The organism is Halomonas sp. SpR8 (assembly GCF_031010195.1).
Lineage (GTDB): Bacteria > Pseudomonadota > Gammaproteobacteria > Pseudomonadales > Halomonadaceae > Vreelandella.
This window is the reverse complement of the sequence record NZ_JAUAMC010000009.1, coordinates 69913-82968: the sequence shown is the minus strand read 5'-3', so window position 1 is coordinate 82968 and position 13056 is coordinate 69913. Positions and strand designations below refer to the sequence as shown.

General features: G+C 55.7%; 14 protein-coding genes. 3 read left to right on the top strand and 11 right to left on the bottom strand.

The window, feature by feature from the left end; all coding sequences use genetic code 11:
* Positions 1-14 precede the first annotated feature (14 nt).
* Positions 15-899 carry a sugar phosphate isomerase/epimerase gene (locus QT230_RS17165; RefSeq protein ID WP_308323351.1) on the bottom strand — a complete coding sequence of 295 codons (885 nt, stop codon included), beginning with the start codon at positions 897-899 and terminating at the stop codon, positions 15-17.
* A 325-nt stretch (positions 900-1224) separates the two neighbouring features.
* Between QT230_RS17165 and QT230_RS17160 the strand changes: the two genes are divergently transcribed.
* Positions 1225-2085, top strand: a complete 861-nt coding sequence (locus tag QT230_RS17160) for an EamA family transporter (RefSeq protein WP_308323350.1) — start codon at positions 1225-1227, stop codon at positions 2083-2085.
* Between the two features lie 200 nt (positions 2086-2285).
* Positions 2286-3020: an AAA family ATPase gene (locus tag QT230_RS17155; protein ID WP_308323349.1), complete on the top strand. Its 735-nt coding sequence runs from the start codon at positions 2286-2288 to the stop codon at positions 3018-3020.
* Positions 3021-3039: 19 nt separating this feature from the next.
* On the opposite strand, the gene QT230_RS17150 is transcribed toward QT230_RS17155, so the two are convergent.
* The 7 genes from QT230_RS17150 to QT230_RS17120 form a co-directional block, all read right to left on the bottom strand.
* A complete protein-coding gene (locus QT230_RS17150; RefSeq protein ID WP_308323347.1) occupies positions 3040-3573 on the bottom strand; it encodes a DUF192 domain-containing protein in 534 nt (177 codons plus the stop codon).
* Between the two features lie 2 nt (positions 3574-3575).
* Positions 3576-4733 (bottom strand): ABC transporter ATP-binding protein, encoded by a 1158-nt coding sequence (locus QT230_RS17145; RefSeq protein WP_308323346.1) that lies wholly within the window; start codon positions 4731-4733, stop codon positions 3576-3578.
* Positions 4726-5394 (bottom strand): molybdate ABC transporter permease subunit, encoded by a 669-nt coding sequence (gene modB, locus QT230_RS17140; protein ID WP_308323345.1) that lies wholly within the window; start codon positions 5392-5394, stop codon positions 4726-4728. Before modB ends, QT230_RS17145 begins: the two co-directional genes overlap by 8 nt.
* 111 nt (positions 5395-5505) lie before the next feature.
* On the bottom strand, positions 5506-6288 hold the full coding sequence (gene modA / locus QT230_RS17135) for a molybdate ABC transporter substrate-binding protein (protein WP_308323344.1): 783 nt from the start codon (positions 6286-6288) through the stop codon (positions 5506-5508).
* Positions 6275-7750 carry a pyruvate kinase gene (pyk, locus tag QT230_RS17130; protein WP_308323343.1) on the bottom strand — a complete coding sequence of 492 codons (1476 nt, stop codon included), beginning with the start codon at positions 7748-7750 and terminating at the stop codon, positions 6275-6277. Before pyk ends, modA begins: the two co-directional genes overlap by 14 nt.
* Positions 7751-7935: 185 nt before the next feature.
* Positions 7936-8421, bottom strand: coding sequence for an ureidoglycolate lyase (locus tag QT230_RS17125; protein ID WP_308323342.1), 486 nt, complete (start codon positions 8419-8421; stop codon positions 7936-7938).
* A 9-nt stretch (positions 8422-8430) separates the two neighbouring features.
* Positions 8431-9261 (bottom strand): bifunctional allantoicase/(S)-ureidoglycine aminohydrolase, encoded by an 831-nt coding sequence (locus QT230_RS17120; protein ID WP_308323341.1) that lies wholly within the window; start codon positions 9259-9261, stop codon positions 8431-8433.
* Between the two features lie 295 nt (positions 9262-9556).
* On the opposite strand from QT230_RS17120, the gene QT230_RS17115 reads away from it, so the two are divergent.
* Positions 9557-11005, top strand: a complete 1449-nt coding sequence (locus QT230_RS17115) for a YfcC family protein (RefSeq protein ID WP_308323339.1) — start codon at positions 9557-9559, stop codon at positions 11003-11005.
* A gap of 11 nt (positions 11006-11016) precedes the next feature.
* Here QT230_RS17115 and QT230_RS17110 read toward each other — a convergent pair whose 3' ends face one another.
* The 3 genes from QT230_RS17110 to QT230_RS17100 are packed head-to-tail and all read right to left on the bottom strand — an operon-like array spanning position 11017 to position 13056.
* Positions 11017-11745, bottom strand: a complete 729-nt coding sequence (locus QT230_RS17110) for an amino acid ABC transporter ATP-binding protein (protein ID WP_308323338.1) — start codon at positions 11743-11745, stop codon at positions 11017-11019.
* Complete coding sequence (locus tag QT230_RS17105) at positions 11726-12382, bottom strand: amino acid ABC transporter permease (RefSeq protein WP_308323336.1); 657 nt, start codon at positions 12380-12382, stop codon at positions 11726-11728. The genes QT230_RS17110 and QT230_RS17105 overlap by 20 nt, the downstream gene beginning before the upstream one ends.
* Positions 12379-13056 (bottom strand): amino acid ABC transporter permease, encoded by a 678-nt coding sequence (locus QT230_RS17100; protein ID WP_035585336.1) that lies wholly within the window; start codon positions 13054-13056, stop codon positions 12379-12381. Before QT230_RS17100 ends, QT230_RS17105 begins: the two co-directional genes overlap by 4 nt.

Here is a 13056-nt window from a genome sequence, read left to right as displayed (position 1 = left end):
TGGCCTTGCGTGCATTACTCTTCTCGAAGCGCTGCCAATTTCTCCACTAGGAAGCTATTTCCTTCTGTAATCACCGCTTCAGCGTCTAGCGGCATGTCGTGTTCGATGATATACCATTCAACATCAGTGGCTTCGACAGCAGGCAGTATCGCGTCCCAATCCAGCACGCCTGCGCCGAGCGTGGCGAACCCACCCTCATCTTCAGCAGTGCCTTCTGGCGCGTTATCTTTAGCGTGTACGGCAAACAGCTGCCCATCAAAGCGCGTTACATACTCGACCGGGTCAAACCCACCCCGCGCGACCCAGGCGATATCTAATTCCGCCAATAGATCAGATCCAGCCGCATCAAACAGATGCTCCAAGGCGGTTTTATCCCCGTACACTTCCATTTCAAAATCATGGTTGTGATACGCCAAGCGCAACCCTTCGGCGTCTAGTTCAGCGGCAATATCACCGAGCTCTTCACCCAGTGCCTGCCAGCCTTCTGCATCGTCGGGGCGTGCATCCTCGGCCAGATAAGGCACCGTTAAGGTGTCGTTACCTACCGCCTGATTAAAGGCCACCGTTTCGTCTAAGCGATTGCGCAGATCATCCAGTTGCACATGGCTTGAGATCACTTCAAGCGAGTGCTCTTCTAACAATGCATTGAGCTCCTCAGCCGTCACTTGCTGGGTGCCAACCGTTTCAATCGCCGAAATGCCCGCCCTATTCACGGCGGCTAGCTGCTCCTCCAAGCTGCCAAAATCGCGCAGCGTGTACATTTGAACGGCGATGGGTAGCTCTACTGAGTTGTCTTGCGCTTGGGCAAAAACAGGTGTACTTAGCGCTGACAGCGTCATAGCACTGGCAGCCAATAGAGCATGTGAACTCATGCGTTTTAAGCGTCGCGGGGTATCCATATCCACCTCGTTGTTGTTGGATTGTTATAAGTTGTGAAAGCGCCGATGCAAAAATGTAATCGGTTACATTTTTTTAGAACATCTCGACTCAATGTGCAAGTCAGTAGCCTTTTTTACCATTTTTAAGATGTCAAACAGGACCTAACACTCACATAAATAAACTCACAATCTATTGATTATAAACAATATATTGACTATTAAAGAAAAAATAATACTTTGGTATTAAAAAGTAGCAACGCTTAACAGCAACTCATTCCACTATTATTTTTGCCGTCAGCCAAACTGGTACAATGGCTATCGTTTCCCTCTACCTACGGACATCAACGTGCCACTACGCGATTTCCTGCTCGGCCTGTTTGTGATCGCCATTTGGGCGCTGAATATCATTGTCATCAAGGTCGGCGTGGCGGAGCTGCCACCGCTATTGATGACCACGCTGCGTTTTATGCTAGTGGCAGTGCTATTGGTGCCCTTCTACCCGGTGGCGAGGGCACAACTGCCGTTTTTGCTGCTGTTATCCATCACTTTCGGCAGCCTGCATTTCGCTCTGCTGTTTATTGGTTTAGAGCATGCAGAGGCGGGTACTGGCGCGCTTTTAGTGCAGATGGGCACGCCTTTCGCGACGCTGTTAGCGGTGATCTTTCTGAAAGAGAAACTAGGTCCCAAACGTATCGTCGGGCTGCTGCTCTCTTTTGCCGGGGTCGTCGTGCTGGCGGGTGGGCCAACGTTACCTTCACCACTGCCGCTGATGATTCTTTTGTGTAGTGCCATGGGCTGGGCAATATCGCAACTATTGATCAAGCGCGGCCCGCCGATTGCGCCAATGGCACTGGCAGGCTGGATGGCACTGTTTGCGGTGCCCCAGGTAGCACTGGGTTCATGGCTGTTTGAGAGCGGCCAGTGGCAGGCGATGCAGCAGGCAGGTTGGCTAGGCTGGGGAGCGATGATTTACACCGCAGTCATGTCGTCGATTGTCGCCTACGGGATTTGGTACGCGCTATTGCGCCGCCACCCGGTTAATCGCGTGGTCCCCATGACGCTACTTGTGCCCGTATTGGCAGTCGGCCTCGGCGCACTGCTAATGGGCGACAGTCTTGGCATGCACAAGCTAGTGGGTGGCGGCTTAGTGGTCGCGGGGATCGCTCTCATCGTGCTCAAGTTCCGCCGCCGCCCAAAGCCTGCTTAATCTGCGCGCAGTTAACCACTTTGATGCCGCACTCAGCCAAGTAGCCGCCGCGGACCTCTAGCGCTGAATGATAAGCTGTACCCGTCGGATAAGAGGGACAGTCACTCGGTAACGAGGACTCGCAGGCCTGTCATCGAAACGTCACATCTCCTCGAGGGACCATCGGTTAGACTAGGCCTTCACCGAGCCGGGAGTTTTCCATGCAGATGCTGGCGCTTTACAGTATCAAGGGCGGCGTGGGCAAGACCGCCTCCGCCGTCAATCTCGCCGCCGAGGCGGCACGCGACGGCAGGCGAGTGCTGCTGTGGGATCTCGACCCCCAGGCCGCCACCACCTTCTATCTGCGCAGCAAACCCAAAGTGCGCGGTGGCGTCGACAAACTGGTCAGGGGCAAGGCCGATCTCGATCGGGCGATCCGTGAGACTGATATTGAGGGGCTCGACCTGCTGCCTGCGGCGCTGGGCTCGCGCGATCTGGAAGCGTCGCTGGAAACCCGCAAGCCCTGTCGACTGCGCAAGATTCTCAAGCCGGTGATGGACAGCTACGACCTGGTGATACTCGACTGTCCGCCAAGTCTGTCAGCGCTCGCCGAGCAGATATTCTCCAGCGTCAATGCCCTGCTGGTGCCGGTGGTTCCGACTACCCTATCGTTGCGCACCCTCGAGCAACTGGATAGTCATCTCGACGCGGTCGACCACGCCTGCCCGATCTGGCCGTTCGTGACCCTCGCCGACCGCCGCAAGACCCTGCACCGAGAGGTAATGGAGAGCCTCAGTGAACGCTGGCCGAGGCGCCTTTCGACGACTGTGCCCAACGCTAGTGAGGTCGAGCGCATGGGTATCGAGCGCGCCCCGGTCGGGCATTTCGCCCGCAGCAGCCGTGGCGGCCGCGCCTACGCCGCGCTGTGGCGAGAGATCGCGCAGCGTTTGCAATGACCGTCTGCATCAACCCCGCTTAATTCCTAGGTTGGCAGAAACCGGCTTCATCGGGGATCGAAACGCAGTCGCCCACTTTAATGCCACGTTCGGCAAAGTAGCCGCCGTTGGCTTCTAATGCTGAATGGTACGCCGCTCCGGCCGGGTAAGAGGGACAGTCACTCGGCGACGAAGACTCGCAGGGCGGCATGGTATTAATCGCCACGATTCGCCCGTCGCCATCGATAAAGGCAATATCGAGGGGAATCAACGTGCGATACATCCAAAAAGCATTATTGGCCGACTGCTCTCTTTCAAAGCGAAACAGCATGCCCCGCTCTTCTGGCAAGCTCTCACGCTCCATCAAGCCACGCTGGCGCTGGGCAGTCGTTTCTGCAACTTCAACCTCTAATCGATGTGGGCCACCCTCACTATGAATAGCCAGCGCCAGCGTCTGCATCTCTTTCGTTGACGCCTGCCCCCACGCAAACGAGCTGAGAAGCGACATCGGCAGCAGCGCCGCCAGAGGTAACAGTAACGATGCTTTAAGCAGCGTGCGACGCGTGGGATCCATGCTTACTTCCTTTTATCATGCGCATCTGCGCGAACTTGGTGGCCTGGCAAAAGGTGAATCCCTTTAGCCAGTAACGACACGTTGACCACTGCACCGCGGGTTAACTGATTGCGCCGGGCAGCATGAGTGGCGATATCGAAACGTAACATATCGCCATGATTGACGCGCAGTGAAACTGACGTAATACCCCCAAGCACCACTAACTCTTCCACCGTGGCAGCCAGCGGATTCTCCCGTTCGCCGTATGAAGGGCGGTCACGGCGATGGAGCACAATATCCGACGGCGGCAGATACCAGGCCACCGTTTCCCCTTGCGATAGGTTGATGAGCCCCTCGGCAACTTCCAAGTGAGTTTCCCCCCATTGCAGCCGCAGTTGGCCCTTTACGTCAACAACGACGCCTTCAAACAGGTTGTGCCGATCTAACAAGCGAGCAATCAGAGGCGAAGCGGGGCGTCTAAACAGCGTTTCGGGAGCGGCTTGCTGAAGGCTTACACCGTTATGCAACACACAGATTTGATCCGCCAGCGCGGTTGCCTCTTCCAAGTCGTGGGTTACCAGCACAATAGGAATTTCAATTTGTTGGCGCAGTAGCGCCAGCTCGCGCTGCAAGCGCCGCCTAGTCACTTGGTCCACCGCAGAAAACGGCTCATCGAGCAGCAGCACTTTGGGGTCACGGGCCAACGCCCGTGCCAGCGCTACCCGCTGCTGCTGGCCACCGGATAGCGCGTTCGGGTAGCGCTTTCCCAGCCCTTGCAGCCGCACCTTGGCAAGCCAATGTTCCGCTTGGTCACGGCGTTGTGGTTGCGGTAAATGGCGTAGAGGGAGCTGAATATTTTCTAACGCGGTTAGGTGGGGAAACAGCGCATAGTCCTGAAACACTATGCCTACTTGCCTATTCTGCGGCGAAAGTGAGTGCTTACGTTCAGCGTCAAACCAAACGTCACCAGCACACACTACTTGCCCGCTTTGGGGGCGATAAAGCCCGGCGATGGTGCGCAGCAGCGTAGTTTTTCCGCTGCCGGAAGGCCCTACCAACGCCAGCAGCTCACCGGGCTGGCAAGTAAATTTAGCGTCCAGCGGAATCGGCCCTGTTTGATTGACCGCAACGCCCAGCCCTGAAGCGCGCCCTGGCGCTAGCCCCATTAGCGAATCAACCACGCGCCCACCGCCTGCGCCCAGACAGCCCATAAACGAGCCCTAAGGTAATAAAGGATACCAACAATAGCAGTGCCGACATCTGCGCCGCCCCCTGTTCATCGAAGGCTTGAACGCGGTCATAAATCGCAATAGCAAGGGTGCGGGTTTCGCCGTCAATCGCGCCACCGACCATCAAGATGACGCCGAACTCGCCCAACGTGTGGGCAAAGGTGAGCGCCGCCGCCGACATAATGCCTGGCCATACCAGCGGTAACTCAATGCGCAGCAACGTTTGCCAGGGGCTCAAACCGCTGCACCAGGCCGCTTCGCGTAGGTTATGGGGCACGTGTTCAAAGGCGCGCTGAATCGGCTGAACGGCAAACGGCAGATTGGCGATAAGGGAGGCTATTAAAATTCCACTAAAGGTAAAATTCAGCCCGCTACCGGTTATTTCTGCCCAAAAAGAGCCCACCGGCGCGTCGCGACCAAAGCTAAGCAGTAGATAAAAGCCCAGCACAGTAGGCGGTAATACTAACGGTAATGCGATGAGTGCTTCGCACAATCCTTTGCCACGAAAACGCGCATAGGCCAAAGCGCGGCCTAGCCAGATAGCGATAGGGATAAGCATCAGGCAGGTAAACCCCGCAAGGCGAAGTGAGACCGAAAGCGCAGACCAATCCATTAAGACCCCACCATTAAGACCCTGCCATTAAGCGTCACCCTTTACGAACCATCCATTACGTACCGTCCATTACGAACCGTCCATTACGAGCCGTCCATTACAAGCCAGCCATTATTCGGCGCTAAAGCCGTAGCGACGCAGAATGGCTTGCCCTTCGTCTTGCTGCAGCCAATGATAGAAATCGCTAGCGACCTCTCCCGCTCGATTAGTTAACACCATGCGTTGGCGTAGCGGGCTATGCCAAGCTTCAGGGATAAGTACGTACTCACTTCGATCACTCAGCGCGGGAGCTAATGCCAAGGAGTAAGCGACTAATCCGCCGCGAGCATCGTCGGAAAGTGCAAACTGCGCCGCCTGGGAGACGTTTTCGCCTAATACCCGCAACGGCTCGGTTTGCTCCCAAAGCCCGGCATGTTCAAGCGCCTCCTGCGCCGCCACGCCGTAAGGCGCGTGTTCAGGATTGGCCAGGGCGATTCGCCCAGAGGTGCCGCTAGCGTGCGCTTCCAGTGCGGCTTTTACCGCCGCAAGCGGCGCATCCTCATCAGGTAAATCATCGCGTCCTGCACTCTGCAGCCATACTAAACGGCCAATGGCGTAGATAACGCCTTCGTCCTTGGTGTGGCCCTCTTCATATAGCGCCTGAACGTAGCGCTCGTCAGCAGAGAGATACAGCTCAAATGGCGCGCCTTGGGCAATTTGGCGGCGGAAGTTACCCGACGAGCCAAAATTTAGCCGCAGTGTGCTACCTGTTTCCTGCTCAAACTGCTCCGCGGCTTCAGTGAGTGCGAACTGTAGATCAGAAGCCGCCGCAACGATAGGCGCCCCCGCTGTCGCTGGGGCGCTTATCAGTAGCAAACAGGTTAGCAGCCCATGCGCTAATTTAGCTTTCAGCATGCTCGTCAGTAATCTCCATCACCTTCATGGTATTGGTGCCGCCATGCGCATTCATGTGGTCGCCGCGGGTAAGAATCACATAGCCACCGACGTTAGAGATCCCCATCTTCACCAGCAGCTTAAGCGCTTGATCATTTAGCTCGGTGGGTGTCATATCAGAGGTATCGAACGGCAGCGAGACAACGCCGCGATAAAGCGCCATGCGGCGCTGGGCAATGGGGTTGTGCGCCAAACCTACAATCGGCAAGCCAGAGCTAATGCGTGAGGCAATCAGCGGTGTATAACCAGAAGAGGTCATACAGGCAATCGCGGTGACGCCAGTCATATGGTTGGCGGCGTACATCGCCGAAAGCGCGATGGTTTCATCCGGGCGGGTAAAGCCCTCATGAATACGGTGGCCGGACTCCTGAGCGGATTTCTCACGCTCAGCGCCCAAGCAAACACGCGACATCGCCTCCACGGTTTCTACCGGATAGTCACCCGCCGCCGTTTCCGCCGAAAGCATGACCGCATCGCTGCCATCCAGCACCGCGTTGGCTACGTCGAACACTTCGGCGCGAGTGGGTAGCGGTGCGGAAATCATGCTTTCCATCATTTGCGTGGCGGTAATTACCGCGCGATTCAGCGTGCGGGCGCGTTTGATCATACGCTTCTGAACGCCGACCAACTTGGCATCGCCAATCTCAACGCCCAAATCGCCCCTCGCCACCATCACCGCCTCAGAGGCTTCAATGATACCGTCCAGAGTAGCGTCATCTGCGACCGCCTCGGCGCGCTCAACCTTGGCGACCAAGCCAATTTCCTTGCCCGCCTCGCCCAGCAAGCGACGCGCTTCGAGCATGTCTTCGGCATGACGCGGGAATGAAATGGCGAGATAGTCGACGCCGATCTCGACAGCGGTTTTAAGGTCTTCTTTATCTTTGTCGGTCAGTGCCGGGGCAGAAAGCCCGCCGCCCTGCTTGTTGATGCCTTTATGGTTAGAGAGCTTACCGCCCACGACCACGGTAGTGTGCACCTGCTGGCCTTCAACACGAGCGACATCTAGCACTAAGCGCCCGTCATCCAGCAACAGGCGGTCACCGGCGGCCACGTCTTGCGAGAGGGTTTTGTAGTCGCAGCCCACTTGGTGGATGTCGCCCGCGTCACCATCAAGTTGCATATCGAGAATAAACGGCTGCCCCTCTTTGAGCACCACGGCGCCATCTCTAAACCGCGCGATACGGATCTTGGGGCCTTGCAAGTCGCCCAGTGCTGCGACGCTACGGCCCAGTTTGGCGGCGATTTCACGCACTTCGGTTAAGCGGCGGCGGTGATCATCGGCAGTACCGTGGGAGAAATTGAGACGCACCACATCCACACCCGCCGCGAGCATGGCTTCCAAAACGCCTTCACGGTCGCTGGCGGGGCCAAGGGTGGCGACAATTTTGGTACGACGGATCGAAGAGAAGTGTAGTGCGTTCATATTATTCCAACCTTGTAAATTAACGTGTAGTGGCTCTTTTTAACGTCTAGAGACTCTTTCGGGGGTGGCTCTTTCGTGGAGTGACTCTTTAAACCAACGTTGCAGAGCGACTTTACTTATCCACCCTAGCTTATCAGTTTAACGCCATCTATATGACAGCACTGCATCACGAAATGTGCGTATTATTACAACATCACGGTAATGGTCATGGGAAACTCATCGCAATTATTGCCATCACCGCCCCGGTCAACCACCAAAAACTCGCCTTCACGCTCCAGCACTGACTGAACCGCGTGCCAGGTGCCCGCATGATAATTCACCCCTTGGCGGCCATCGGTCACAAAAGCACGCACGTCATCAGGGTTAATATGCTCACCTTGCGGCGCCACCACCACAATAAAGCGCTCCTGATGCAGCGGCATAAATGCCTGACTGCCATAAGGATGTCGCTCTAGGAACGTCAGTTCCAGTGGTAGCGTGATCGGTTGGCTAACGAAGATATTAATCAGCGTGCGGGGGTTGTCACCCAGGGTTTCTACCTTCGCCAGATCGTGATGGCGCTGGGTGCGCCCAGCGTTGATAGGAAACGACTCAGAGGTACGCGCATCAATCACATTGCCAAAAGGGGCAAAGGCCTCGGCTGTTAACGGCTCAGCTTTGAGTTCCAGCATTACAGCTCCTTAGCGAGATGACAGTTTGAGAGAAGCATGGCGGTTAACGTCTTTATACAACAAATACCGAAACGGACTTGGGCCAGCGGCGTAGCAGGCTTGGGGGCAGAAGGCGCGCAGCCACATAAAGTCTCCCGCTTCTACTTCGACCCAGTTTTGATTTAAGTGGTAAACGGCTTTGCCTTCAAGCACGTACAAGCCGTGCTCCATGACATGGGTCTCATCAAAAGGGATCACGCCACCGGGCTGAAAGGTCACAATATTAACGTGCATGTCGTGCCGAACGTCCGCAGGGTCAACAAAGCGCGTGGTGGCCCAGCGCCCTTCGGTGCCGGGCATTTCGATAGCCGCAATGTCCTGCTCGTTGGTGACGAATGCCTCTGGCACTTCAAGCCCTTCGACAAACTCATACGCCTTGCGCACCCAGTGAAAACGTACCGCCGCATTAGATTCATTGCGCACCTGCCAGTCGCTGCCAGGGGGAATAAACGCATAGCCACCGGGCTGCAGAGAGTGACGCTCACCAGCGAGGGTAAGCGTTAACTCACCCTCTACAATAAACAGTACGCCTTCGGCTTGGGAGTCTGGCTCGGGCTTATCGCTACCGCCCTGGGGCTGAACTTCCATAATGTACTGAGAGAACGTCTCGGCAAACCCCGACAGCGGCCGCGCCAGCACCCATAGTCGAGTACCTTCCCAAAACGGTAGATTACTGGTGACGATATCGCGCATCACGCCTTTGGGGATTAGCGCGTAGGCTTCGGTAAATACGGCACGATCGGCGGTTATCTGTGTTTGCGGCGGATGCCCGCCGGTAGGGGCATAGTAGTTAGCTGGCATTTTTTTAACCTATAGAACGTAATAAAAACAGACGGCATATATCTTGTATACAAGATTTGTGAAGCACAATAAAGCGATCTTTAGCAGCACTTTTAGAAAGCGCATGCACAGGCCTTGTGAAACACTCCTCCCAAGAGTAACTTATCTAGCAACTTTCGTTTCATAATTTTAAGATCATACAAGCTTGTCCAAAAACAGCAATCTCGGCTAGAAATACACCCGCTAGGCATTGCTAAGGTCAGCTATTGATAACAACAACCCTCCTTGATGGCGGCTCTAAAACGCGAGGCACAACATGTCACAACACACATCCTCTTCGCCCTCTCCGGATACCCCACCGCCTAAAAAAAGCTGGTGTCGGATCCCTGACATCTACGCGGTTCTGTTTATCTTTATCGCCCTGGCCGCAATAGCAACGCATTTTGTGCCTGCGGGGCAGTTCGAACGTGTGCCTGGCCCGAACGGGCGTATCACTATCGACCCAAACTCTTATGAGCAAATCGCTTCGTCACCGGTTGGCATCGTCGACTTTATGCTGGCGATACCCAATGGCTTGATGAGTGCCGGAGAAGTCGTCTTTTTCACCTTTATGATTGGCGGCATGTTCATGGTTCTAAGACGCACCGGCATTATTGAAATCGGTGTGGATAAGTTAACGCGCCGCTTTGCGCGCCAGAGTCTGCTCACCATTCCCGTTTTGATGACAGTATTCGCGCTGATAGCGACCGTGATCGGTACCCAAGAGTTGGCGCTGGTCTATGTGCCGGTCATCCTGCCGCTGATGATTGCTTTGCGCTTTGATTCTGTCACGGCTGCGGCAGTAGCACTTTGCGCCACCACGGTTGGCTTCACGACGGGTGTACTCAACCCCATTAATACCGGGCTTGGGCAACAACTTTCAGACCTACCTCTCTACTCCGGTTATGGGCTGCGTATTATGGCGTTTATTGTCATGCTGGCTGTGGCGATTTTTTTCGTCATGCGTTACGCCCGCCGGGTGCGCCAAGCGCCCTCATTCAGCCTATTGAGCCGCGACCAGGGCGAATCCGAAAAACGCACGCTCTACCAACACGCTGATAATAGCCCCGCCTTAATTGCCAACGCTCGCCAAAAGCTGGCCGCTGTCGCAACGCTCGCCTTCTTTGCAGTACTCGTTTATGGCGTGCTGCAACAAGGCTGGTTCATGATGGAGATGGCGGGCCTATTTATCATTATGGGCATTGTGGTGGGCCTTATCGCGGGCCTCGATACAGACGAGATATGTTCTGGCTTCAATCAGGGTTTCCGCGATGTATTAGTCGGCGCCATGATCGCAGGCGTCGCCCGGGGCGTGGCCGTAATGCTGGAAGATGGCCAGATAATGGATACGCTGGTGTTTGGGCTGGGCAATCTCGTGGGGGAGCTGCCCACACTGCTATCGGCTATTGGCATGTTCTTCGCCCAGTTGGGCTTCAATTTCATTGTTCCTTCCGGTAGCGGCCAAGCGCTTGTCACCATGCCGCTAATGGCACCGCTTTCCGACATTCTTGGCGTGACTCGCCAAACGGCCGTGTTGGCATACCAGTTGGGGGATGGCATCGGCAATATTCTCTACCCGACCTCAGGCTACTTTATGGCAACGCTGGCGCTTGCAGGCGTGCCATGGCAAAAGTGGGTCAAATTCTTCTTCCCACTTTTTTGCGTATGGATCGTGATTGCCCTGGGCTTTCTTATCTTCGCCCAGGCAACACAGTGGACCGGCTAGAACTGAATCGACTAAAGCACGGCAGAGATAAACTGCTTTAGCTCCGGCGTTTGCGGATTGCTGAACAGCTCACAGGGGGCGCCCTCTTCATGGATGCGCCCCTGGTGCATAAACACCACCCTGTCGGCCACATCACGGGCAAAGCTCATCTCGTGGGTCACCAGAATCAGCGTCATACCCTCTTTTGCCAAGGCTTCCAACACCCGCAGCACTTCACCCACCAGTTCAGGATCAAGCGCCGAGGTCACTTCATCACAAAGCATCACTTTGGGCCGCATCGCCAGCGCCCGGGCGATCGCCACCCGTTGCTGCTGACCACCGGAAAGCTGCGCCGGGTAAGCATCGTACTTATCCGAGAGGCCCACTTTCTCGAGCACTTCCCGAGCGATTTTCTCAACCTCTGCCTTGGCCTCGCCGCGCACCACCAGCGGCGCCAAGCAGACATTCTCACCCACGGTTTTATGGGGAAACAAATTAAAACTTTGAAACACCATGCCGACGTTTTCGCTCAACTCTTTGGGCGACATTGACGCCGCATCCAGCTGCTTATCGGCGATGGTGATCTGGCCGCTGTCGTGTTTTTCCAGCTGATTCAGGCAGCGCAGTAGGGTACTTTTACCCGAACCGCTGCGACCAATAATCGCTACGACTTCGCCCTGTGCGACCGAAAGGTTAATGCCTTTAAGCACTTCCAGATTGCCAAAGGCTTTATGCACGTTATCAACGTAAACCAGCGTCATAGAGCTTTTTCTCCAGATAGCGCGCGTAGCAGGAAAGGGGGTAGCACAGCGCGAAGTAAAGCAGAGCCACAAGGGCAAAGATGGTGAAGGGTTCAAAGGTGGCGTTATTAAGCATGGTGCCCGCCTTGGTCAGCTCGACAAAGCCAATAATGGAGGCCAGCGCCGTGCCTTTAATGACCTGTACCGAAAAACCCACCGTGGGCGGAATCGAAAGCCGCAGCGCCTGGGGCAGAATCACATGGCGCATGGTCTGGAAGTAGTTCATGCCCAGCACCCGCGCCGCGTGCCACTGCCCTTTAGCCACCGCTTCCAAGCAGCCGCGCCAGATGTCACACAGAAACGCACTGGTAAACAGGGTGAGTGCAATAGAGGCGGCCAGCCAGGCAGAAATCGGATACCCCATGGCGGCGGCGCCAAAGAAGATCAGAAACAGCTGCATCAGCAGCGGCGTGCCTTGGAACAAGTCAACATAGAGTGCCGTTAAGCGCTGCAGCCAGCGGTTGCTGGAGAGACGCATAAAGGTCAACAGCAGCCCCACCGTCGCCCCGCCTACAAAAGCAATTAGCGACAGCACCACCGTCCAGCGAGCCGCCAGTAGCAGGTTGCGCAGAATGTCCCAGAAGGTGAACTCAATCATCGTTGTTCTCCTTGCTGATAGGCGAATACGCGCTTGCCCACCAGCATAAAGCTGCGCCGCATACCAAAGGCGAGAAGCAGATAGACCAGCGTGATCAGCAGGTAGACTTCAAAGCTGCGGAAGTTGCGCGACTGGATAAAGTTAGCCGCGTAGGTCAGATCAAATACCGAAATCTGCGACACCACCGCCGAACCCAGCATTACAATAATCGACTGGCTGATCAGGGCCGGATAAACCCGCGCAAAAGCGGGCACCAGCACCACATGGCGATAGCTTTGCAGCGTGGTCATGCCCAGCGCCCGTCCGGCCTCCAGTTGGCCTTTTGCCGTGGCGCTAATACCAGCGCGTAATATCTCGGCACTGTAAGCGGCTAGGTTAAGGGTCATGGCAATAAAGGCCGCAGTGATGGCATCGATTTTAATGCCAAGCCCCGGTAGCCCAAAGAAGATAAAGAACAGTTGCACGATAAACGGTGTGTTGCGGGTCAATTCGACGTAACCGCCTAGCCCCCAACGCACCCATGGTTGCGCGTTTACACGTAAATACGCGACTGCCACCGCCAGTGCGAGCCCCGTCAAAGTGGTCACCACGGTCAAAATGACCGTGGTGGTGAGACCTTTGAGTAGCTCACTGACGTAGGGCAACAGGGTAAGAAAATCGAGTGTTGGCCCCAT

Bases quoted from the DNA above. Each gene is read 5' to 3' on its own strand.
- QT230_RS17165 (WP_308323351.1), bottom strand. From the start codon at position 899: ATGGATACCCCGCGACGCTTAAAACGCATGAGTTCACATGCTCTATTG.
- QT230_RS17155 (WP_308323349.1), top strand. From the start codon at position 2,286: ATGCAGATGCTGGCGCTTTACAGTATCAAGGGCGGCGTGGGCAAGACC.
- QT230_RS17150 (WP_308323347.1), bottom strand. From the start codon at position 3,573: ATGGATCCCACGCGTCGCACGCTGCTTAAAGCATCGTTACTGTTACCT.
- modB (WP_308323345.1), bottom strand. From the start codon at position 5,394: ATGGATTGGTCTGCGCTTTCGGTCTCACTTCGCCTTGCGGGGTTTACC.
- modA (WP_308323344.1), bottom strand. From the start codon at position 6,288: ATGCTGAAAGCTAAATTAGCGCATGGGCTGCTAACCTGTTTGCTACTG.
- pyk (WP_308323343.1), bottom strand. From the start codon at position 7,750: ATGAACGCACTACACTTCTCTTCGATCCGTCGTACCAAAATTGTCGCC.
- QT230_RS17125 (WP_308323342.1), bottom strand. From the start codon at position 8,421: ATGCTGGAACTCAAAGCTGAGCCGTTAACAGCCGAGGCCTTTGCCCCT.
- QT230_RS17120 (WP_308323341.1), bottom strand. From the start codon at position 9,261: ATGCCAGCTAACTACTATGCCCCTACCGGCGGGCATCCGCCGCAAACA.
- QT230_RS17115 (WP_308323339.1), top strand. From the start codon at position 9,557: ATGTCACAACACACATCCTCTTCGCCCTCTCCGGATACCCCACCGCCT.
- QT230_RS17110 (WP_308323338.1), bottom strand. From the start codon at position 11,745: ATGACGCTGGTTTACGTTGATAACGTGCATAAAGCCTTTGGCAATCTG.
- QT230_RS17105 (WP_308323336.1), bottom strand. From the start codon at position 12,382: ATGATTGAGTTCACCTTCTGGGACATTCTGCGCAACCTGCTACTGGCG.
- QT230_RS17100 (WP_035585336.1), bottom strand. From the start codon at position 13,056: ATGGGGCCAACACTCGATTTTCTTACCCTGTTGCCCTACGTCAGTGAG.